Raw genomic sequence first — 20962 nt, forward strand, 5'->3', positions numbered from 1 at the left:
TGGGGACATGGGGGGTGCGGCGGGTGACTGCGTGCTCCCGCAACGCCGTAGACCTGCATCCCCGTGACCGACCCCGTCCCCGCCGGAGACAATGAACCCCGTGCGCTATCGCATCCTCGGCACCACCCAGGCACTCCGTCCCGACGGCACCCCCGTCGCCGTCGGCGGCGCGCGGCTGCGTGCCCTGCTGACCGTGCTGGCCCTGCGGGCCGGGCGGAACGTGCCCACGGGACTGCTGGTGGAGGAGGTCTGGGCCGGGGACCCGCCCGCCGACGCCCCGGGCGCGCTGCAGGCGCTGGTCGGGCGGCTGCGCAGGGCTCTGGGCGCGGACGAGATCGCCTCCGCCGAGGGCGGCTACCGGCTCACCGCCGCCCCCGACGCCGTCGACCTGCACCGTTTCGAACGGCTCACCGCCGACGGCGTCCGCGCCCTCGCCGACGGCGACCCCGAGAAGGCGGCCGTCCTCCTCGACGACGCCCTCGCGCTGTGGCAGGACCCGCCCCTCGCCGACCTGCCCGACCGCACCACGGAGGCGGCCCGCAGGGAGGCCCGCCGACTGGACGCGGTGCGCGCCCGGCACACCGCCGCGCTCGCCCTCGGCCACGCCGAGCACGCGCTCCCCGAACTCACCGCCCTGTGCGACGCCCACCCGCTGGACGAACCCCTCCAGGCCCTGCGTCTGCGGGCCCTGCGCGACGCCGGCCGACCCGCCCAGGCCCTGGCCGCCTACGACGACGTACGCCGCCTCCTCACCGACCGCCTGGGCTCCGACCCGGGCCCCGAACTCCGCGCCCTGCACACCGACCTCCTCAACCCGCCGGTGCCCGCCGACCAGGTGGGAGAAGCGCCTTCGGGCCGGGCGACAGCGGCGATCACCGGCCCGCGTCCCGCGCCTGCCGCGAAGAACGGCGTGAGTCGGCCCCGGCCGTCCACCGCGCCGGCCCCCGCCCAGGGTTCACCCACCCCGTCGCCCCCCGGCAATCTCCGCGCCCGGCTCACCTCCTTCGTGGGCCGGGAGGGGGAGATCGACACCATCCGCAGGGATCTCGGCAGGGCGCGGCTCGTGACCCTGCTCGGGCCCGGTGGGGCGGGTAAGACACGGCTGTCGCAGGAGGCCGCCGAGGGCGTCCGGGACATCGCGCCCGACGGGGTGTGGCTGGCCGAACTCGCCCCCGTCGCCGACCCGGACGCCGTACCGCAGGCCGTGCTGACCGCCGTGGGCGCGCGGGAGACCGTGATGTACGGCGCCGGGGCCGAGGAGATGCGCGCGGTGACCGAGCGGCACGACGACCCGCTGGAGCGGCTGGTCGAGCACTGTGCCCGGCGCCGGATGCTGATCGTCCTCGACAACTGCGAGCACGTCGTCGGGGCCGCCGCCCGTCTCGTCGAGGAACTCCTCGTCCGCTGCCCCGGTGTGACCGTCCTCGCCACCAGCCGTGAGCCCCTCGGTGTCCCGGGCGAGGCGCTGCGCCCCGTCGAACCGCTGCCGGGGCCCGCCGCGCTGCGGCTGCTCGCCGACCGGGGCGCGGCCGCCCGCCCCGGGTTCCGTGTCGAGGACGACCCGCAGGCCTGCGCGGAGATCTGCCGCCGCCTCGACGGTCTGCCCCTCGCGATCGAGCTCGCCGCCGCCCGGCTGCGCATGCTGACCCCGCGCCGCATAGCCGACCGCCTCGACGACCGCTTCCGGCTGCTGACCTCCGGCAGCCGTACGGTCCTGCCGCGCCAGCAGACCCTGCGCGCGGTCGTGGACTGGTCCTGGGACCTGCTGGACGAGGACGAGCGCGAGGTCCTCGCCCGGCTGTCGGTGTTCGCCCGCGGCTGCGACCTCGCCGCCGTCGAGGCGGTGTGCGGCCCCTTCGCCGACACCTCCCGCGGCTGTCTCGACGCGCTCGACGCCCTCGCCTCCCTCGTCGACAAGTCCCTCGTGGTCGCCGCCCCGGCACCCGACGGCGAGATGCGCTACCGGCTCCTGGAGACCGTCGCCGAGTACGCCTCCGAGCGGCTCGACGAGACCGGCCGCCGCCGCGACGCCGAGCGCGCGCATCTGACGTACTACCGCGAACTCGCCCGCACCACCGAGCCCTCGCTGCGCGGCTCGCGCCAGCAGGAGGCCGTCGCACGCTTCCAGCTCGAGTACGAGAACCTGCGCACCGCGCTGCGCCGCGCCGTCGCCGCCCGCGACGAGCAGGAGGCCCTCAGCCTCGCCCTCTCCCTCGTCTGGTACTGGCAGATGCGCGATCTGCGGATCGAGGCCCGCACCTGGTGCCGTGCGGTGATGGACCTCGGCCCGGACCCCTTCACCGAACCGGTCCGCACCGCCGCCCCCGTCCTGCGGCCCGTCACCGAGACACCGCCACCGCTGTCCGGCGAACTCCTCCAGGAGGCCCGGCGCGGCATCCACCTCGCCCATCTCGCCTGCATGGACACCGAGCTGGACGCCTGGAACACCCCGGAGGCCCAGCGCAAGCTGCGGATCGTCAGCGAGACCTACACACCGGGCCTGCCGCAGACCTGCCGCCCGCCGGGTCTGCTCTGGTTCTACGCCGTGATGATGACCGGCGACATGGAGCGCATCCGTGTCATCGTCGACGCCAACGTCGAGACGTGCCGCGTCACCCCGGGCTACGAGTGGGAACTCGGCACCACCCTGCAACTGCGCGCCAACCTCCTCGCCAACCGCGCCGACTGGGCCGGCGCCGCGGGCCGGGACGCCGACGAGGCGCTGGAGCTCTTCCGCCGGCTGGGCGACGCCTGGGGCGCGGCCGAGGCCCTCTCGGCGCGCGCCGAGGCCCGTGAGCGGATGGGCGACTACCGGGGCGCCGCGGCCGACTACGAGGAGGCCCGCGTCCTGGCCGACCGGCTCGAGGCCCGCCACCAGTCGGCGATCCTGGGCGCCCGGCTGGGCAGCGCGCTGCTGGAGGCCGGTGACGCGGAGAGCGGCGAGCGCCTGCTGCGTGAGGTCGTCGACTCCACGGCCGGCGGCCACAACGAGGCGATGCCCGCCGCCCGCCTCTTCCTCGCCTCGCACCTCGGGCTGACCGGCCGCCACTCCGAGGCCCGTGAACAGCTCCGGCTGCTGCGCGAGACGTTCGGCCTCGCGCACTTCGTCGTCTTCGACGCCTTCATCCTGGGCGCGGAGGCCTGGGTGGACGTGGTCGACGGCCGGTACGAGCAGGCCCTGGTCTCCGTCCGCAAGGCCATGGAGCGCGGGTCCGACCGGCTGTCCCTGAACATCGCCCCGCACATGCGCGGCTTCTACCTCGCCATCGGGGCCTACGCGCTGGCCGGTGTCGAGGGCGGCGCTCGCGCCGCGGACGCCGCCCGCTGCCTCGGCGCCGCCGCGTCCCTGCTGCCCCCGGGCCATGTCGCCGTCCGCTTCGAGCGCGAGACCTTCGCCCGGGCCACCGCCGCCGCCCGGGCCGTACTCGGCGACGAGGCGTTCGAGTCCGCGTACGCCGAGGGCGGCGCCCTCCCCTACGAGGAGGCCGCCGCCCTGGTGTGAGAGCCCGGCAGGGCCCGTCGGCTCGGGGCGGAACCCCGGCTCAGCTCTTCGTGCGGAACTTGTGGATGGCGACCGGCGCCATCACCGCGGTGAGCCCCACCGACCAGGCCAGGGTCACCCACAGTCCGTGCGCGACCGGACCGCCCACCATCAGGCCGCGGGCCGCGTCCGCGAGCGAGGACAGGGGGTTGTAGTCGGTGAAGTTCTGCAACCAGCCCGGCATCGAGGCGGTCGGCGCGAAGATCGACGAGCCGAACTGGAGCGGCATCAGCACCAGGAAGCCCATCGCCTGCACCGACTGGGCGCTCTTCATCACCACGCCGAGGGTGAGGAACACCCACATCAGCGCCGAGCCGAACACGGTGGCCAGCCCCACGGCCGCGAACAGCCCGGGCCAGTGGGTGATGTCGAAGCCCACCAGCACGGCCACCACCATGAGGATCACGCAGGCGACCAGCATGCGCATCAGCTCGACCACGATCTTGGCGAACAGCACCGAGCCCCGGCCGATCGGCAGCGACCGGAAGCGGTCCATGACCCCGGAGTTGAAGTCCGTGTTGAAGCCGGTGCCCACGCCCTGGGCCATGTTCATCCCCATCATGGCGAGCAGACCGGGGATGACGTACTGGACGTAGCGCTCCTGTCCGCCGCCCAGCGACTGCCCGATGGACCCGCCGAAGACGTACACGAACAGCAGGGTGAAGATCACCGGGAACAGGATGGCGTCGAACATCGACTCCGGGTCCTGCCGGATCCACAGCAGATTGCGGCGGATGAGCGCGCCGGTGTGCCGCAGGTGGCTGCGCAGCGGTATGCGCGTGTCGGCGGGGCTGAGGGTGGCGGCGCTCATACGGCGACCTCCTCGCGGTCGTCGGTGGGCCGGGCGTCCTGCGGGGCACTGGCGCGGTGGCCGGTGAGCGACAGGAACACCTCGTCCAGGCTGGGCAGTTCGGTGGTGAGGGAGGAGAGGGTGACGCCGCGCGCGGTGACCGCGCCGACGACGGCGGTGAGCTGCTCGTCGCTGAGCACCGGCACCAGCAGCGAGCCGCGCTCGGTGTCCACGACGGTGGTGGCGAGGCCGGTGATGCCGAGCTCGTCGATCCAGCCGGCCAGCGGGAGCAGCTGGAGCGGGTCGGCGGGCCGGATCCGCAGGGTGCGTCCGCCGACCCTCGCCTTCAGCTCCTCGATCTCACCGCCCGCGATGACCCGGCCCCGGTCGACGACGGTCAGCTCGGAGGCCAGTTGCTCGGCCTCCTCCATGTACTGGGTGGTGAGCACCACGGTCACGCCGTCCCCGACCATCGTCTTGACCTCGTCCCACACCTCGTTGCGGGTGCGCGGGTCGAGGCCCGTGGTCGGCTCGTCCAGGAACAGCACGGTGGGCCGGCCGATCATGGACGCGGCGAGGTCCAGTCGCCGCCGCATCCCGCCGGAGTAGGTCGCGGCCGGCCGCCGGGCCGCCTCGGTCAGGGAGAACCGCTCCAGCAGTTCGTCGGCGCGGGCCCGGGAGTCCTTGCGGGACAGGTCGAGCAGTCGCCCGATCATGTACAGGTTCTCCCAGCCGGGGAGCTTCTCGTCCACGGAGGCGTACTGGCCCGTGAGTCCGATGACCCGGCGGAGCTGCCGGGGCTGCCGTGCGACGTCGTAGCCGGCGACGGTCGCCTGTCCCGCGTCGGCGGCGAGCAGTGTGCACAGGATCCGCACCAGGGTGGTCTTGCCGGCGCCGTTCGGCCCCAGCACCCCCATCACGGTGCCCTCCCGGACATCCAGGTCCACCCCGTCCAGTGCCTTGGTCTCGCCGTAGTGCTTGACCAGTCCCCGGACGGTCACGGCGCTTTCGGCGCCACCGGGGTTCGTGTCGATTCGCTTCATGACAGGAACGGTGCCTGCCCCCACCGACAAACCACCGACAGGCCGCCGACAAGGCGGTGACACGGGGGCGCGGTCACCGACATCCCACCGACATCCCGCCCGCGTCCCGCCGACGTCCCGCCGAAAACGGCACCGCCCGCCGACGGGGGAAGATCGGCGGGCGGTGCGTGGTGCGGCACTGGCTCAGTGGACGCTGTGCTCCTCCTGCGGGAACGTCCCGCCGACGACGTCCTCGGCGAACGCCTTGGCGGCGTTCCCCATCACCTCACGCAGGTTCGCGTACTGCTTGACGAACTTCGGCACCCGCCCGCCGGTCAGCCCGAGCATGTCGGTCCACACCAGCACCTGCGCGTCGCACTCGGGACCGGCGCCGATGCCCACGGTCGGGATGTGCAGCACGCGGGTCACCTCGGCGGCCAGCTCGGCCGGCACCAGCTCCAGGACCACCGCGAACGCGCCCGCGTCCTGGACGGCCTTCGCGTCCCGCAGCAGCTGCTGGGCCGCCTCCTCGCCGCGGCCCTGCACGCGGTAGCCCATCGCGTTCACGGACTGCGGGGTCAGGCCGATGTGCGCCATGACGGGGATCCCGGACTCCACCAGCAGCTCGATCTGCCGGTGCGAGCGCTCGCCGCCCTCCAGCTTCACGGCCCCGACCCCGGCCTCCTTGACCAGCCGGGTCGCGCTGCGCAGCGCCTGGACGGGGCCCTCCTGGTACGAGCCGAAGGGCAGGTCGCCGACGATCAGGGCGCGCCGGGTGCCCCGGACGACCGCCGCGGACAGCATGGTCATCTCGTCGAGGGTGACGGGTACGGTCGTGTCGTACCCCAGGTGGCAGTTGCCCGCCGAGTCGCCGACGAGCATCACGGGGATCCCGGCCTCGTCGAACACCGACGCGGTCATCGCGTCGTAGGCGGTCAGCATGGGCCACTTCTCGCCGCGCTCCTTGGCGAGCGCGAGGTCGCGGACGGTGATACGGCGTGTGCCCTTGCCCCCGTACAGCGTCTTGCTGCCGTCGGAGGGGTTCGTCTGGGCAGCCGAAAGCTGCGTCATTGCAACGGCTCCTTACGTCATCTCGAGGCGCCCTCACGGCGTCCCCGGACCACCCCCATGGTGGCACCTCGTGCCAGGCGGGGCCAGACCGCCCCGTGTGGCCAACAACTCGTGGGGGAGGACGCGGGGGCGCGACGGGTAAAAGCTGGGTAAGAGAACCGCGCAACGATCAGATACGAGACGGTCTCGTATCGAAAAGGTTCTAGGCTCGACGGTATGACTACTCCTGCCGTCCCCACCGCGCCCCGGATACCGGAACAGGTGCACCGGCGCCGTTGGGCGATCCTCGGCGTGCTGATGCTGAGCCTGCTGATCGTGGTGCTGGACAACTCGATCCTGAACGTCGCGATCAAGACCATCTCCACCCCGGCACCGACCGGGCTCGGCGCCACGCAGAGCGAGCTGGAGTGGGCCATCAACGCCTACACCCTGGTGTTCGCGGGTCTGCTGTTCACCGCGGGTCTCCTCGGCGACCGCGTCGGCCGCAAGAAGGTCCTGCTCGGCGGTCTCGCCGTGTTCGGCATCGGCTCCGCGCTCGCCGCCGAGTCCGGCTCGCCCGCCCAGCTCATCGCCTTCCGCGCGCTGATGGCCGTCGGCGCCGCGTTCGTGATGCCGGCCACCCTCGCCGTCCTCATGAACGTCTTCGAGCGGGAGGAACAGCCCAAGGCGATCGGCATCTGGGCCGGCGGCGTGGGCCTCGCCATCGCGATAGGGCCGATCACCGGAGGCCTGCTCCTCGACCACTTCTGGTGGGGCTCGGTCTTCCTCATCAACGTGCCGATCGTGATCCTCGCGTTCGCGCTGATGCTCTGGCTGGTGCCCGACTCCCGCGACCCCAACCCCGGCCGGATCGACCCCGTCGGCGTCGTCCTGTCCGTCGTAGGCCTGGTCCTGCTCGTCTACGGCATCATCAAGGGCGGCGAGCTGGCCGACTTCACCGACGCCACCGTGCTCACGACGATCGGCGCCGGTCTCGCCGTCCTCGCCGCGTTCGTCGTGTTCGAGGCGCGCAGCGACCACCCGTCGATAGACGTCACCTACTTCAAGAACAAGGTGTTCTCGGCCGCGATGGCCGTCATCACCCTGGTGTTCTTCGCGCTCATGGGCGTGACCTTCTTCTCCGTCTTCTACACCCAGAGCGTGCGCGGCTACTCGCCGCTCCAGTCGGGTCTGCTCCTGCTCCCGCTGGCCGCCGCCCAGCTGATCTTCGCGCCGCGCGCCCGGCTGGTCGTCGACCGCTTCGGGGTCCGGGCCACCACCACGGCCGCCATGCTCGTCCTCACCGCGACCCTGGCCGCGTTCGCCACCCTGGACGCCGACACCCCGATCTGGCTCCTGGAGATCATCTTCTTCTGCATGGGCACCGGCATGGCCCATGTGATGACCCCCACCAGCGTCGTCATCATGCAGGCGCTGCCCCGGGAGAAGGCCGGCTCCGCCTCCGCGCTCAGCAACACCTTCCGCCAGCTCGGCGGAGCGCTCGGCATCGCCGTCCTCGGCTCGGTGCTCTCCACGTCGTACCGCACCGGCATCGAGGACAAGCTCGGCACCCTGCCCGCCGGTCTGCGCGAGACCGCGGGCGAGTCCATCGAGGCCACCCTCGGTGTCGCCGCGAAGCTCGGCGCCCGCGGCAAGGGCCTGGTCGCGCCCGCCGACGACGCCTTCCTGCACGCCATGCACGTCACCGCGCTGTGCGGTGCCGTGGTGGCGCTGGCCGGCGCGGTCGTGGTGGCGCTGTTCCTGCCCGGCAGGCCAAGGACGCCCCAGCAGGGCGCCCCCGACGAGGAGTTGGTGCGCACCGAGTCCTAGAACCGCCGTGGGGGGAGAGCCCTTGGGCGAGAATTCCCCCAGTACGACGAAAGGAACGATGGACGTGAGCCTCGCCGGCAGTGGCACCGCTGCGGACCAGCCCGTCAGGGGCCGGCCCCGCAGCGAGGCCGTGGAACGGGCCATCCTCGAGGGGACGATGAAGCTGCTGGAGGAGGGTGTTCCGCTCGCGGAGATCTCCATAGAGCGCATCGCCCGCACGGCGGGAGTCGGCAAGGCCACGATCTACCGGCGCTGGAGCGGCAAGGAGGAGCTCTTCGTCGACGTCCTGCGCACCGCCGAACCGCAGGACCCCGAGGAACTCCCGGGCACCTCCATGCGGGACGACCTGGTCGTCCTGCTGGAGTCCCTGCGGCAACGGGGTCTCGCCAACCGCTCCTCGGCGATCCTGCACAACGTGCACGCCCAGATGAAGAGCAGCCCCAAGATCTGGGCGGCGTACCACAACTCGGTCATACTTCCCCGGCGCAGGGCGGGCATCGAGGTCCTGCGCCGCGGCCAGCAGAACGGCGAACTCCGCGCCGACCTGGACGTGGAGCTCGTCAACGACATCATCGTGGGTCCGATGCTCGTCCGTGCCGTCCTGCGCCCCGAGGCCGACCTCCCCGAGGACCTCGCGGAACGGATCGTCGACACGCTGCTGGTCGGACTACGCCCCGTCAACTGACCCGCCGGCCGTCGAAATATGCGCGTTTCGTCACAGGCCAGGCATCGCGCCCCAGCTCCGGAACCCCTGACGCGGCCCCGTTCGTCCTCGTGCGAGTACGGCCGTCGAGGGACGGCAGGATCGAAGCCGAACATCCCCTAGGGTCTATGCCCGGGGGAGACGGTGTGCACGGCAGGCAGTGAGGCGACGGTATGGCGCAGCAGGCGTACATGACGGAGACGGACGACAGCGGCGGCTCGGGGCCCGAGCGCCGGGGAGACCGGCTCCGGCGCCTGATCGGACGTCTGGCCGCCGGCTGGCGTGGTGACCCGCGTATCTGGCGCCGCGGTCTGGTGGTCGCCGCCCTGGCCCTGCTGCTCTCCCTGGTGATGCTGCTGCACTCGCGCATCCCGAATCGCTTCGGCAACCTCGGCAGCCTCACGGAGACGTTCCTGCCGTGGTTCGGGCTGCTGATCCCGGTGTTCCTGATCCTCGCCGTGGTCCGCAGGTCGGCGAGCGCGCTGATCGCGGTGGTCCTCCCGGCCGTCGTCTGGCTGAACCTCTTCGGCGGGCTGCTCAGCGACAAGACCGGCGGCGGGGGCGACCTCACCGTCGCCACCCACAACGTCAACGCCGACAACCCCGACCCCTCCGACACCGCCCGCGACGTCGCCGCGTCCGGCGCGGACGTGGTGGCGCTGGAGGAGCTGACCGCCTCGGCGGTGCCGGTGTACGAGAAGGCGCTGACGGCCACCTACAAGTACCACTCGGTGCAGGGCACGGTCGGTCTGTGGAGCAAGTACCCGCTGAGCGCCGTGAAGCCCGTCGACATCAAGCTGGGCTGGACGCGCGCGATGCGGGCCACGGTCACGACCCCGCAGGGCGAGGTGGCCTTCTACGTCGCCCACCTCCCGTCGGTCCGGGTCAAGCTGCAGGCCGGCTTCACCGCCCGCCAGCGCGACAAGAGCGCGGACGCGCTGGGCGAGGCCATCGCCGACGAGCGCCTCAGCCGGGTGATCCTCCTCGGCGACCTCAACGGCACGATGAACGACCGCTCGCTGAACGCCGTGACCTCCCAGATGCGTTCCACGCAGGGTGCGGCCGGCGACGGCTTCGGCTTCAGCTGGCCGGCGTCGTTCCCGATGGCGCGCATCGACCAGATCCTCGTCAAGGGCGTGGAGCCGGTGACGTCCTGGACGCTCCCGCAGACGGGCAGCGACCATCTGCCGATCGCGGCGCGTGTGAAGCTCACCACGTCGGACGGATGAAAAGCGCCTGGTAACGCGGCCGTTGAGGGGTCGTAACCTGCCGGAATACCGGACCGGGGAGAGTTTGTTCCGTCGTTAAACATACGATGGACGCATCCCCGACCTGAAAGGCAACGGCCCCTCATGCCTCTGGCCCTGCTCGCCCTCGCCGTGGGTGCCTTCGGCATCGGCACCACCGAGTTCGTGATGATGGGACTGCTGCCCGACGTGGCGGCAGACCTGCACCTCTCCCTGCCCACCGCCGGACACCTCGTCTCCGCGTACGCCCTCGGTGTCGTCATCGGCGCGCCGCTGCTCGCGGCGGCGACCGCACGGATGCGGCGCCGCACGCTGCTGATGTCCCTGATGGCCCTCTTCGTGGCGGGCAACGCCCTGTCGGCGCTCGCCCCCGGCTACGACTGGCTGCTCGCGGCCCGCTTCCTCAGCGGACTGCCGCACGGCGCCTTCTTCGGCGTCGGCGCCGTCGTCGCCACCCACCTGGTCGCGCCGGAACGCAAGGCACGCTCGGTGTCGCTGATGTTCCTCGGCCTGACGGTCGCCAACATCGCGGGCGTCCCCGCCGCCACCCTCATGGGCCAGCACCTGGGCTGGCGGGCGACCTTCCTCGGTGTGAGCACGATTGGCCTGGCGGCGATGGCGGCTCTCGCGCTGCTCGTCCCGCGCGAGGTGACGGGCGCCCCCGCCGCGGGCCTGCGCGGCGAACTCGCGGCCCTGAGGTCCCTCCCGGTCTGGCTGGCGCTCGGCACCACGGTCGCGGGCTTCGGCGCGCTGTTCTCCGCGTACAGCTACATCACCCCGATGCTGACCGACGCGGCAGGCTACGCCGACGGGAGCGTCACGCTGCTCCTCGCCCTGTTCGGCGTCGGCGCGACGATCGGCAACCTGCTGGGCGGCCGCCTCACCGACCACGCGATGCGGCGCACCCTGTTCGGCGGCCTGGCGTCCCTGGCGGTCGTCCTCGCCGCCTTCCCCCTGCTGATGCGCACCCAGTGGAGCGGCGCCCTCGCGGTCGTCCTCCTCGGCGTCGCGGCCTTCGTCGCGGGCACCCCCCTCAACCTGATGGTCATGGAGAAGGCCGTCACCGCGCCCTCCCTGGCCTCCTCCGCCAACCAGGCCGCCTTCAACCTCGCCAACGCCGGAGGCGCCTGGATCGGCGGCCTGGCCCTGGCGGCGGGCCTCGGCGTCACCTCCCCGGCCCTGGCCGGCGCCGCCCTCGCGGTCCTGGGACTGGCGGTGGCGGGCGTGGCGTACGCCGTGGACCGCCGCAGGGCGTCCGCCGACGGCACCCGTCACGAGCGGATCGTGGCGACCCACGTCCCGACGCGGACGGAGCCCGCGGTACGCCACTGACCCCGACCACGGCTCCGGGGGACGGCTGGGGCCCCTCTGACGGATCTCCGCGCGTCGGAGATCCGTCAGGAGGGCCCTAGGGGGTGTTTCGAAAGTCCCGCACAGCACCCGCGGCGCCCGGCACGTACTCGCGCCGCACCGGCCGAAACCCCAAGTACGCCCAGTACGAGGGCTTTCCTCCGGCACGCCGAGAGCACGCACCGGACACCGCGGGCACCGCACAGGACTTTCGAAACACCCCCTAGAGGGCGGTCGGCTTCCACTCCTCGGCGAGGAGGCCGAGCAGCACGTCGTCCAGGAACTCGCCCATCACCCAGGCCGAGGAGCGCAGCACGCCCTCACGGACGAAGCCGTTGCGCTCGGCGGAGCGGAGCATCGCGTGGTTGTCCGCCAACGTCTCGATCCGCAGCCGGTGCAGGCCCCGCACGACGAAGCCGTAGTGGCACAGCACCGCGACCGCGTCGGTGCCGTACCCCTTGCCGCGCGCGGACGGCAGCAGCCCCAACCCGATGTGCGCGGACCGGTGGTGGGTGTCGATGCCCCACAGTGTCGCGGTGCCGATCAGCGTGCCGCCGTCCAGCTCCACCACGGAGAACGGGACGACCGCGTGGTCGGTGTCGTCCACGACGAGCCGCGGGTCCTTCGAGCCGGGCGAGACGGGCCGCCACGGCCGGCCCTCGGCCCGCGAGCCGCCGACCACGTCGTCGTAGAGCTCGGCCGGCAGGACCGGGATGTCCTCGTCGTGCCGGGCCCGCAGCCCGACCTTGTCACCCTTCAGCATGCAGGCTTCCTGTCCGACCGGGCCGACGCGCCGCAAACGAACAGCGGGCCGGCCGGTCGGGGCGGGCGGTCAGTGCAGGCAGAAGCAGAACGGATGGCCCGCCGGGTCCGCGTAGATCCGCCAGTTGACCCCCGGACGGAGCTGGTCCGACCGCTCCAGCACGGTCGCGCCGAGGGCGAGCGCCCGCTTCTCCTCCCCGTCGAGGTCGTCCACGTCGAAGTCCAGGTGGAGCTGCTGCGGGCGCTCCCGGCTGGGCCACTCGGGCGGCAGATAGCCCTCCACCCGCTGGAAGGCCAGCGGTATCCCCTCGAACCCGTGCACCTCGACCCACTCGGGCTGCTCCGGGTCGGCGACCACCCGGCCGCCGAGCAGCTCGGCGTAGAACTCGGCGAGCCGTAGCGGATCGGCACAGTCCAGCGCGACCGCCTGCAGCTTTCGAATCACGTCCGACACCCCTCGCTCATGGGCCGCTTCCGCGGCACCCCCGTACGCCAGGCCACGTACCCACCCCCGCGCCCGGCATGCGAGGCAGCGCCCCGTACGGCACGCTCACCCGTCGGTCTTCGTCTCCGTCTCTGTCTCCGGCTTCGGCTCCGGGACGTCGAAGCGGGCGAGATCGCGCAGCCAGGCCCGCGCCGAACTGTCCGACGGTGCCCGCCAGTCCCCGCGCGGCGACAGCGAACCCCCCGCCGACACCTTCGGCCCGTTCGGCATCGCCGAGCGCTTGAACTGCGCGAACGCGAAGAAGCGCCGGCAGAAGACCTCCAGCCACCGCCGGATCTCCGGCAGGTCGTACGCCACCCGCTCGGCTTCGGGGAAGCCCGGCGGCCAGGCGCCGCCGTCCGCGTCGTGCCAGGCGTGCCAGGTCAGGAAGGCGATCTTCGACGGCCGGAAGCCGTACCGCAGGACGTGGAAGAGCGTGAAGTCGTGCAGCGCGTACGGGCCGATCTTCGACTCCGTCGACTGCATCTCCTCGCCCGGCACCAGCTCCGGACTGATCTCGGTGTCGAGGATCGCCGCGAGCGTCCGTCCGGTCTCCTCGTCGAACTGCCCGCTGCTGATGACCCACCGGATCAGATGCTGCATCAGCGTCTTCGGCACACCGGAGTTGACGTTGTAGTGGCTCATCTGGTCGCCCACGCCGTACGTGGACCAGCCGAGGGCGAGTTCGGAGAGGTCGCCGGTGCCGAGCACGATGCCGCCGCGCTGGTTGGCGAGCCGGAAGAGGTAGTCGGTGCGCAGGCCCGCCTGGACGTTCTCGAAGGTGACGTCGTAGACCGGCTCGCCGGAGGCGAAGGGGTGGTCCATCTCGCGCAGCATCAGCCGCGCCGTCGGCGTGATGTCCAGCTCGGCCGCGGTGACGCCGAGCGAGTTCATCAGCTTGTGTGCGTTGGACCTGGTGTGGTCGCTGGTGGCGAAGCCGGGCAGGGTCCAGGCCAGGATGTCGCTGCGCGGGCGCCCGGCGCGGTCCATCGCGCGGGCGGCGACGATCAGCGCGTGCGTGGAGTCCAGGCCGCCGGACACCCCGATGACCACCTTCGGGCCGCCGATCGAGGCCAGTCGCTGCTGGAGGCCCTCGACCTGGATGTTGTAGGCCTCGAAGCAGTCCAGGGCGAGCCGATCGGCGTCGGCCGGCACGAACGGGAAGCGCTCCAGACGGCGCCGCAGCCCGAGATCGGTCATCGGCGGTTCGAGCGGGAAGGCGACGGTCCGGAAGTCACCGGTCCGCGCGCGGTGCGTCCGCCGGTTGTCGTCGAACGTGCCCATCCGCTGCCGCTCCTGCCGCAGCAGATCGAGGTCGACGTCGGCCACCGCGTACTCGTCGCCGAGCGGGAAGCGTTCGGTCTCCGCCAGCAGTACGCCGTTCTCGTAGACCATCGCCTGGCCGTCCCAGGACAGGTCGGTGGTCGACTCGCCGAGACCGGCCGCCGCGTACACGTAGGCGGCGAGGCAGCGGGAGGACGCCGAGCGGCACAACAGCTTGCGGTCCTCGGCCCGCCCCACCGTGATCGGGCTGCCCGAGAGGTTCACCAGCACCGTCGCGCCGGCGAGCGCCGCCTCCGCGCTGGGCGGCACCGGCACCCACATGTCCTCGCAGATCTCCGCGTGCAGCACGAGACCGGGGACGTCGTCCGCCGCGAACAGCAGATCCACGCCGAACGGCACGGTCTCGCCGCCCACGCGGATCGTTCCGCCGCGCTCGTCGGCGCCGTCGCCGATCTGCCGGCGCTCGTAGAACTCGCGGTAGTTCGGCGGGTACGACTTGGGGACGACCCCGAGGATCCGGCCCCGGTGGACGACGACCGCGCAGTTGTAGATCCGGTTGCGGTGGCGCAGCGGGGCGCCGACGACCAGCACCGGCAGCAGTCCGGCCGAACCGGCCACCACCTCCCCGAGCGCCCCCTCGACCTCGTCGAGCAGGGCGTCCTGGAGCAGCAGGTCCTCGATGGAGTAGCCGCACAGCCCCATCTCCGGGAAGACGGCGACGGCGACGCCCTCCTCGGCGCACCGGCGCGCGTGGCGCAGGACCGCGTCGGCGTTGGCGGGCGGGTCCGCGATCACGGTGTGGCCCGTGCAGGCGGCGACGCGCGCGAAGCCGTGCTGATAGATCGACCAGAAGTTCAACTCAGGCACACGGGTCAGTGTAATCGCTGTAATCGTCAGAGCGACGCGATGGGGTGGCGTGCGAGGTCTCCCCCCGCACGCCACCCCATCGGTGACTCGGTGACTCGGTGACTCAGTGCTTGCGGTACGACTCGACGTAGCCGTTCGCGGGCGTGCCGACGCCGGTGACGTCGTCGTAGCCCTTCACCGCGGACAGCGAGCTGTCCTTGCCGAGGCTGCGGACGGAGGTCAGCAGGCCGTCGGCGGCGTCGTAGCCGTTGGCGAAGTCGACACGGGCGACCGCGAGGCCGGAGCCCGTCGGGTCGTCGGTGACGTCGTGGTAGACCCGCGACCCGTACTTGGAGTAGATCGACGGGTTGGCGAAGCCGATCGCCTTGCCGCCGCGCGCCTCCTGGGCGAGGGCCTGGACCGCCGCGATGACCGGCGCGGCCAGCGAGGTGCCGCCGATGCGGTACTCGCTGTACTGCGCGGACCCGTCCGGGAAGGTCTGCGTCTGGCCGACCTTGAAACCGGTGTTCGGGTCGGCGATCGCCGAGATGTCGGGGACGACCCGGTTGCCGGCCGCGTTGTTGGCGGTGGCCAGCGCGTTCGGGACGACGCCCTTCTGGTAGTACGGCTCGGCGACCGTGGCGCTGGTGCCGCCGCCCGCGCCCGAGGTGAACGCGCCGGGGAAGTTGGTCCAGCTCTTGCCGTCCGCGGACAGCAGGGCCTTCTCGGTGCCCCAGCCGGTCTCCCACAGGTACTTGTCGCCCTTGCCGACCGCCAGCGAGGTACCGCCGACCGCCGTCACCCAGGCCGAGTTGGCCGGGGTGTCGACCTGCTTCGTCCCGGTGTTGGCGACCTCGTCGCCGTTGTCGCCGGAGGAGAAGTAGAAGCCGATGCCCTCGACCGCGCCGAACTGGAAGACCTGGTCGTAGGCGGCCGCCAGGTCCGGCGTCTGGTTGGCCTCGATGTCGCCCCAGGAGTTGGAGACGATGTCGGCCAGGTGGTTGTCGACGATCTTGCTGAGCGAGTCGAGCAGGTCGTCGTCGTAGCAGGACGAGGCGCCCACGTACGTGACGTTCGCGGCCGGCGCGACCGCGTGCACGGCCTCGACGTCGAGGGTCTCCTCGCCGTACCAGCCGGCCGCCGAGCACTCCTCGGTCTTGGTGTAGTTCTTCGGCAGGACCTGGGTCAGCTGGCCCGTCTTCCAGGCCGCGTCGCCGTGCTTCCTCGCGTAGGTGGCCGCGTCGAAGGCGATCGTCGGAGAGGCGTACGCGTCGGTGATGGCGATGCGCACCCCCTTGCCGGTGTAGCCGCCGGCGCCGTAGGCGGAGCGCAGCTGCTTGCCGGTGTAGCCCTCGACCGCGTACGGGATCTTCGTGCCGTACGCGTCCGGGAGGGTGCTCGCGGTGTTCGAGCCGTAGTACGAGGAGAACGGCCCGGAGTTCTTGAACACCGCGTCCGGCGGCGGGAGCTGGTCCTTGCTGCTCGCCTTGTGCGGCGCGTTGTCCAGGCCGGTGACGGTCAGGACGGCACCGTCGAGGCTCGCGGGCGCGGAGGCCGACTTCGACGGCGCGCGATAGGTCTTCGAGCCCTTGGTGTAGTTGTGCAGCTGGGTGCCGAACGCCTTCTCGGCGGCGGCGACGTCACCGCTGACGGAGACGTAGTGCTGTGTGGTGCCGGTGACCTTCAGACCGGCGGCGGCCAGCCACGCCTTGACCGCGGCCACCTGGGCCTTGGTCGCCCCGTAGCGGGCCTGGGCCTGCCGCGCGGAGAGGTACTTGCCGTAGGCGGGGGAGCTCGGGTCGGACACCGCCTTCGCGTAGGCCGCGAGGCCGTTCGCGTCGCGGCCCGCGAGATAGACGCGGGCGTTGAGCTGAGCGCTGTTCGAGGTAGAGCCCTTGTCCGCCTTGGCCGTCGCCCACGCGGGCCTGGTCCCGGCCAGCGTGTCACGGGCCGGACCGTCCGCGGCGTGCGCCGCGGGTATGCCGAGTGCGAGCGCACCGGCGATCATGGGCAGTGTCGCTGCCATGCTCACCCCGGCGCGCAGCGCGGCACGGTTGGATCTCATAGGACCCCCTGTATGTGGTTCGACGCGAGTGGATCACTCGACGTGACGGCCACTCTTGCGACGAACCCTTCATGCAAGGGGAATGCGAACACCAAGAAGCGGCCAAGTGACCGCTTGCTGGGGTGATTTGACGGACAAGTCCGCGAAGTCGAGGGAAAACCCTACGGGTGGCCTACGCCTTCGCCCCGCGCGCCTTCAACAGGTCCGCCATCAGGGCGATTTCGGACTCCTGGGCGTCGACCATGCCCTGCGCGAGCCGCTTCTCCACTCCGACCGTGCACTTGGCCACGCAGCCCTCGGCCATGTGGATGCCGCCCTTGTGGTGAGCGGTCATCAGCTGGAGGTAGAACACCTCGGCCTGCTTGCCGTTGAGCGTGCCCAGCTTCTTCAGCTCGGTGTCGGTGGCCATGCCGGGCATGAGCGCGCCGTCCTCGCCGTCGGCCATGTCGCCCATCCCCATCCAGGTCATGGGCGCGTCGGACGACACCTTCGGCAGTCCCCACAGATCGAGCCAGCCGAGCAGCATCCCGCGCTGGTTGGCCTGCGTCTGGGCGATGTCGTAGGCGAGCCGCCGCACCTCCTCGTCGGTCGTCCGGTCGCGCACGATGTACGACATCTCGACGGCCTGCTGGTGATGGACGGCCATGTCCCGGGCGAACCCCGCGTCGGCGGAGTCGGCGGCGGGGACGGCGGAGCCCGTCCCGCCGTCGTCCGCGGCGACGGCGTAGGTGATGGCGCCGGCCGCGACGAGCACCGCCGCCGCGGCCGAGGCGGTCCAGCCGGCCTTCCTCACTTCATCGTCCCGCCGGTGCAGGAGGCACCCGGCTCGGGCGTCTGCTCACCCTGCACGAACTTCTCGAAGAACGCGTCGACGGCCGGGTCGTCCGCGCCGGTCACGGTGCGCTGCTTGCCCCACGCGCTGAGCATGATCGGGTCGGCCTGCTTGTCGTCCGGACTCATGAACGTGTACGGCGTCTTCTTCACCTTCGCCGCGAGCGCGTCGACGTCGGCCTTCTCCGCCTTGCTGGTGTACGTCACCCAGACCGCGCCGTGCTCCAGCGCGTGCACGGCGTTCATGTTGTTCACGGCCTCGGTGTAGACGTCGCCGTTGCAGTTGAGCCAGACCGGGTCGTGGTCGCCGCCGACCGGGGGCTCCATCGGGTACTTCACCGTCTTGGCGACATGGGTGCGCCCCAGCGTGCCCTTCCAGGTCTTCACCCCGTCCGAGCCGGTGACCCAGTGCCCGGAGGCCTTGGAGTCGGAGGCGGTGGAGGAGGAGTCGTCGCCGGACTGCGACTTCACGACGAACACGCCGCCGGCGACGAGCGCGGCCACGGCGACGGCACTGCCCGCGATCACGAGGATCCGGTTGCGTCGCTCACGGGCCTGCTGGGCCCGCCGCATCTCTTCTATGCGCGCCTTGCGCGCGGTGCTGCCGGTCTGGTCGGCGGAGCCCATGAGACCTGTCCTTCTGGGGGAAAGGGGCGGGACGGTGAGGGTGGTGCGGCCGGTGGTGCGGCTAGGGTCCGGCGGGTCCACCGATCGTAAGGGGAGGACGCGGAATGGCGTAGGCACCCCGGCGGCCCCTCGATAATTTGAAGCCGAGATGCGCATTATCTACGCTTCTCCCATGCGGCTGCTGAGATCCACCGACCTGGCCCTGCGCGTGCTGATGCGCCTGGCGGTCGCGGGCGGGACCACCCCGACGACCCGCGAGGTGGCCGCCGCGATGCAGGTCCCCTACACGCACGCGGCCAAGGTCGTGGCCGAACTCCAGCACCAGGGCCTCCTGGAGGCGCGCCGGGGCAGGGGCGGCGGCCTCGCCCTGACCGAGAAGGGCCGTACGGCGTCCGTGGGCGGCGTGGTCCGCGCCTTCGAGGGCGACGGCGACGTCGTCGACTGCGAGGGCTCCACCCCCTGCCCCCTGAACTCGGCCTGCCGCCTGCGGGGCGCCCTCCGCCGCGCCCAGGAGGCCTTCTTCGCCTCCCTCGACCCGCTCACGGTCACCGACATCGTGACGGCACCGACGGGGCCACTGCTGCTGGGGATCTCGGGGCCGGACTGAGGGGCCCCGGCTCGGCGCGGCAGTGCCGCGCATGCGTTCACCGACGGCCGCCCTGCGCGCACACGACCACGCGGCCCGGCATCCCGCCGGGCCGTGCGACGTCGAGCCGGACCGCGGTGACGAGCCCGGGCGACTCCGTCTCACCTCGGGTGCCGCGCCGGAACGGCCGGCGGGCAACGCCGCGGGGGACACCTACTGCTTCTGCGGCGACGGCGGCGAGGAACGCCCGATCCTCTGCGCGGACCTGGACGGCCGTGCCGCGCTCGTGCCGATCGGCCGGCCGGAGCCTCTGCGGCCCCTTCTGCGTGGCACCCACTGCACCGCGCCCACCGTCGACCGGAGCCGGGCACGGGCCGCCGAGTACCTGGAGGACCTGCCCGGCCTCCCGGCCGACCGCGACCGCGCCGCCGCGGCCCTCGGCCCGGACCTGCCGGACGAGGCGACCGTGCTGAGCCGGCTGCGCGAGGTGGCGCTCGGCGTCGGCAAGGACCACGTCCTCGTCCGGGGACCGGAGGGCGATCCGTACGAGCCGCTGTTCGAGGCTCGACCGTAGGACTCGCCGTCCTCCCGGGGATGTCGCCCGAGTGCGGTCAGGCGGCCGCCAGCCAGAGGTCCGGGCCGAAGACCTCGTAGTGGATGTCGGCGGGGGCGACGCCCTTTTCGAGCAGTTGGGTGCGGACCGCCCGCATGAAGGGGAGCGGGCCGCACAGGTAGGCGCGGGTGCCCGCCGGGACGGTGACGTCCGTGAGGTCGACCAGGCCCTGGGCGGCTCCCTCGGGGGCCTCCCGCTCGTACCAGAGGTGCACGGACGCCTCCGGGAGCTTCGCCGTGTACGTCTCGTGGTCGGCGCGCAGGGCGTGGGTCGCGGGGGAGCGGTCGGCGTGGACGACGGTGACCGGGGCGCGGTGACCGCCCGCCGCCAGGTCCGCCAGCATCGCGACCATCGGGGTCACCCCGATTCCGGCCGAGGCCAGCAGCAGGGGGGTGCCGGAGACCTCCTCCAGGACCAGGTCGCCGTACGGCTCGGACAGGTCGAGTACGTCACCCTCCCGCACGCACGCGTGCAGGTGGTTCGAGACCTCGCCGTCGGGTGTCGTGCCGTCGCCGCGCACCTGCTTGACGCTGAACTGGCGGACCGACTCGCTCGGCGCCCCGGACAGACTGTACTGGCGGATCTGGCGGGCGCCGTCGGGAAGCGTCACGCCCACGGAGACGTACTGTCCGGCGCGGAAGCCGCGCACCGCACCGCCGTCGGCCGGCCGTACCCGGAAGGTCACGACGTCGTCGGTCTCCACGATCCGCTCGACGACCTCCCAGGGCCGCAGCCCCGGCGCGCCGCTCTCCTCGTACAGCCGCTTCTCGACGGCGATGAGCGCGTTCGCCATCAGCCAGTAGACCTCGTCCCAGGCCGCCGCGACCTCGGGCGTGACGGCGTCGCCGAGCACCTCGACGATGGCGGCGAAGAGGTGCTCGTGGACCACCGCGTACTGCTGCGGCGTCACGCCGAGCGAGGCGTGCTTGTGGGCGATGCGGCGCAGCATCGCGTCGGGGCGGCTGTCCGGGTGGTCCAGCAGATGCGTGGCGAACGCGGCGATGGAGCCGGCGAGGGCCTGCCGCTGGGTTCCGGCGGCCTGGTTGCCGCGGTTGAAGAGGTTCCGCAGCAGCTCGGGGCGGGCGGCGAAGAGACGGGCGTAGAAACGCTCGGTGATCTCGCCGATGGCCGCGCCGACGGCGGGGAGGCTGGCGCGGACGGTGGCTGCGGACGGCTCGGACAGCATCGGGGCTCCTTGGGCTCGGCCGAACGGCTCGGTGCCTCGACGCTATTAAAACTTGCATCTGAGATTCAAATTTAAAGTCCGTGGCCTCCGTCACTCGGGGCGCGGCCCGCGAGCCGAACCGGCCATTACGGATGTCGGTGCGAAC

At 72.1% G+C, this 20962-nt stretch carries 17 protein-coding genes; 7 read left to right on the forward strand and 10 right to left on the reverse strand.

The features are described 5' to 3' along the window. Positions 1-91 precede the first annotated feature (91 nt). Positions 92-3502, forward strand: a complete 3411-nt coding sequence (locus OG852_RS34620) for an AfsR/SARP family transcriptional regulator (protein ID WP_330349999.1) — start codon at positions 92-94, stop codon at positions 3500-3502. 40 nt (positions 3503-3542) lie between these two features. Here the strand turns inward: OG852_RS34620 and OG852_RS34625 are convergent, their stop codons facing one another. The 3 genes from OG852_RS34625 to panB all read right to left on the reverse strand — a co-directional run bounded on the left by OG852_RS34625 (position 3543) and on the right by panB (position 6424). Continuing rightward, positions 3543-4352, reverse strand: coding sequence for an ABC transporter permease (locus OG852_RS34625; RefSeq protein ID WP_133909926.1), 810 nt, complete (start codon positions 4350-4352; stop codon positions 3543-3545). Then, on the reverse strand, positions 4349-5374 hold the full coding sequence (locus OG852_RS34630) for an ATP-binding cassette domain-containing protein (RefSeq protein WP_133909927.1): 1026 nt from the start codon (positions 5372-5374) through the stop codon (positions 4349-4351). The genes OG852_RS34625 and OG852_RS34630 overlap by 4 nt, the downstream gene beginning before the upstream one ends. Positions 5375-5557: 183 nt before the next feature. Continuing rightward, a complete protein-coding gene (gene panB / locus OG852_RS34635; RefSeq protein WP_133909928.1) occupies positions 5558-6424 on the reverse strand; it encodes a 3-methyl-2-oxobutanoate hydroxymethyltransferase in 867 nt (288 codons plus the stop codon). Between the two features lie 216 nt (positions 6425-6640). On the opposite strand from panB, the gene OG852_RS34640 reads away from it, so the two are divergent. The 4 genes from OG852_RS34640 to OG852_RS34655 all read left to right on the forward strand — a co-directional run bounded on the left by OG852_RS34640 (position 6641) and on the right by OG852_RS34655 (position 11515). Then, positions 6641-8233, forward strand: coding sequence for an MFS transporter (locus OG852_RS34640; RefSeq protein ID WP_133909929.1), 1593 nt, complete (start codon positions 6641-6643; stop codon positions 8231-8233). Positions 8234-8291: 58 nt separating this feature from the next. Further along, the gene (locus OG852_RS34645; protein WP_133909930.1) at positions 8292-8918 is read left to right on the forward strand and encodes a TetR/AcrR family transcriptional regulator; all 627 of its coding nucleotides are present in this window, start codon (positions 8292-8294) and stop codon (positions 8916-8918) included. A gap of 191 nt (positions 8919-9109) precedes the next feature. Further along, positions 9110-10165 (forward strand): endonuclease/exonuclease/phosphatase family protein, encoded by a 1056-nt coding sequence (locus tag OG852_RS34650; protein WP_133909931.1) that lies wholly within the window; start codon positions 9110-9112, stop codon positions 10163-10165. A gap of 123 nt (positions 10166-10288) precedes the next feature. Then, positions 10289-11515, forward strand: a complete 1227-nt coding sequence (locus OG852_RS34655) for an MFS transporter (protein WP_330350000.1) — start codon at positions 10289-10291, stop codon at positions 11513-11515. A 241-nt stretch (positions 11516-11756) separates the two neighbouring features. Here OG852_RS34655 and OG852_RS34660 read toward each other — a convergent pair whose 3' ends face one another. The 6 genes from OG852_RS34660 to OG852_RS34685 all read right to left on the reverse strand — a co-directional run bounded on the left by OG852_RS34660 (position 11757) and on the right by OG852_RS34685 (position 18432). Further along, positions 11757-12296, reverse strand: a complete 540-nt coding sequence (locus OG852_RS34660) for a GNAT family N-acetyltransferase (RefSeq protein ID WP_330350001.1) — start codon at positions 12294-12296, stop codon at positions 11757-11759. Between the two features lie 69 nt (positions 12297-12365). Then, complete coding sequence (locus OG852_RS34665; protein WP_166663388.1) at positions 12366-12740, reverse strand: VOC family protein; 375 nt, start codon at positions 12738-12740, stop codon at positions 12366-12368. 105 nt (positions 12741-12845) lie between these two features. Continuing rightward, positions 12846-14930 carry an NAD(+) synthase gene (locus tag OG852_RS34670; RefSeq protein WP_330350002.1) on the reverse strand — a complete coding sequence of 695 codons (2085 nt, stop codon included), beginning with the start codon at positions 14928-14930 and terminating at the stop codon, positions 12846-12848. A gap of 103 nt (positions 14931-15033) precedes the next feature. Beyond that, positions 15034-16974, reverse strand: a complete 1941-nt coding sequence (locus tag OG852_RS34675) for a S53 family peptidase (RefSeq protein WP_330350003.1) — start codon at positions 16972-16974, stop codon at positions 15034-15036. 172 nt (positions 16975-17146) lie between these two features. After that, on the reverse strand, positions 17147-17767 hold the full coding sequence (locus OG852_RS34680; RefSeq protein ID WP_133909936.1) for a DUF305 domain-containing protein: 621 nt from the start codon (positions 17765-17767) through the stop codon (positions 17147-17149). Then, complete coding sequence (locus OG852_RS34685; RefSeq protein WP_133909937.1) at positions 17764-18432, reverse strand: DUF3105 domain-containing protein; 669 nt, start codon at positions 18430-18432, stop codon at positions 17764-17766. The genes OG852_RS34680 and OG852_RS34685 overlap by 4 nt, the downstream gene beginning before the upstream one ends. Before the next feature lie 172 nt (positions 18433-18604). Between OG852_RS34685 and OG852_RS34690 the strand changes: the two genes are divergently transcribed. Together OG852_RS34690 and OG852_RS34695 are read left to right on the forward strand one after the other, a co-directional pair. Beyond that, positions 18605-19039 carry an RrF2 family transcriptional regulator gene (locus OG852_RS34690; RefSeq protein WP_330350004.1) on the forward strand — a complete coding sequence of 145 codons (435 nt, stop codon included), beginning with the start codon at positions 18605-18607 and terminating at the stop codon, positions 19037-19039. Between the two features lie 31 nt (positions 19040-19070). Then, on the forward strand, positions 19071-19592 hold the full coding sequence (locus tag OG852_RS34695; RefSeq protein WP_330350005.1) for a hypothetical protein: 522 nt from the start codon (positions 19071-19073) through the stop codon (positions 19590-19592). Between the two features lie 37 nt (positions 19593-19629). On the opposite strand, the gene OG852_RS34700 is transcribed toward OG852_RS34695, so the two are convergent. Further along, the gene (locus OG852_RS34700) at positions 19630-20817 is read right to left on the reverse strand and encodes a globin domain-containing protein (protein WP_330350006.1); all 1188 of its coding nucleotides are present in this window, start codon (positions 20815-20817) and stop codon (positions 19630-19632) included. Positions 20818-20962: the final 145 nt, after the last annotated feature.

The organism is Streptomyces sp. NBC_00582, assembly GCF_036345155.1.
In the GTDB taxonomy this organism is placed as follows: domain Bacteria; phylum Actinomycetota; class Actinomycetes; order Streptomycetales; family Streptomycetaceae; genus Streptomyces.

What these genes read in the sequence shown, in the direction of transcription:
- OG852_RS34650 (WP_133909931.1), top strand. Translation starts at nt 9,110, where the DNA reads ATGGCGCAGCAGGCGTACATGACGGAGACGGACGACAGCGGCGGCTCG.
- OG852_RS34685 (WP_133909937.1), bottom strand. Translation starts at nt 18,432, where the DNA reads ATGGGCTCCGCCGACCAGACCGGCAGCACCGCGCGCAAGGCGCGCATA.
- OG852_RS34620 (WP_330349999.1), top strand. Translation starts at nt 92, where the DNA reads ATGAACCCCGTGCGCTATCGCATCCTCGGCACCACCCAGGCACTCCGT.
- OG852_RS34675 (WP_330350003.1), bottom strand. Translation starts at nt 16,974, where the DNA reads ATGAGATCCAACCGTGCCGCGCTGCGCGCCGGGGTGAGCATGGCAGCG.
- OG852_RS34690 (WP_330350004.1), top strand. Translation starts at nt 18,605, where the DNA reads ATGCGGCTGCTGAGATCCACCGACCTGGCCCTGCGCGTGCTGATGCGC.
- OG852_RS34695 (WP_330350005.1), top strand. Translation starts at nt 19,071, where the DNA reads ATGCGTTCACCGACGGCCGCCCTGCGCGCACACGACCACGCGGCCCGG.
- OG852_RS34630 (WP_133909927.1), bottom strand. Translation starts at nt 5,374, where the DNA reads ATGAAGCGAATCGACACGAACCCCGGTGGCGCCGAAAGCGCCGTGACC.
- OG852_RS34660 (WP_330350001.1), bottom strand. Translation starts at nt 12,296, where the DNA reads ATGCTGAAGGGTGACAAGGTCGGGCTGCGGGCCCGGCACGACGAGGAC.
- OG852_RS34640 (WP_133909929.1), top strand. Translation starts at nt 6,641, where the DNA reads ATGACTACTCCTGCCGTCCCCACCGCGCCCCGGATACCGGAACAGGTG.
- OG852_RS34700 (WP_330350006.1), bottom strand. Translation starts at nt 20,817, where the DNA reads ATGCTGTCCGAGCCGTCCGCAGCCACCGTCCGCGCCAGCCTCCCCGCC.
- OG852_RS34645 (WP_133909930.1), top strand. Translation starts at nt 8,292, where the DNA reads ATGGACGTGAGCCTCGCCGGCAGTGGCACCGCTGCGGACCAGCCCGTC.
- OG852_RS34625 (WP_133909926.1), bottom strand. Translation starts at nt 4,352, where the DNA reads ATGAGCGCCGCCACCCTCAGCCCCGCCGACACGCGCATACCGCTGCGC.
- OG852_RS34655 (WP_330350000.1), top strand. Translation starts at nt 10,289, where the DNA reads ATGCCTCTGGCCCTGCTCGCCCTCGCCGTGGGTGCCTTCGGCATCGGC.
- panB (WP_133909928.1), bottom strand. Translation starts at nt 6,424, where the DNA reads ATGACGCAGCTTTCGGCTGCCCAGACGAACCCCTCCGACGGCAGCAAG.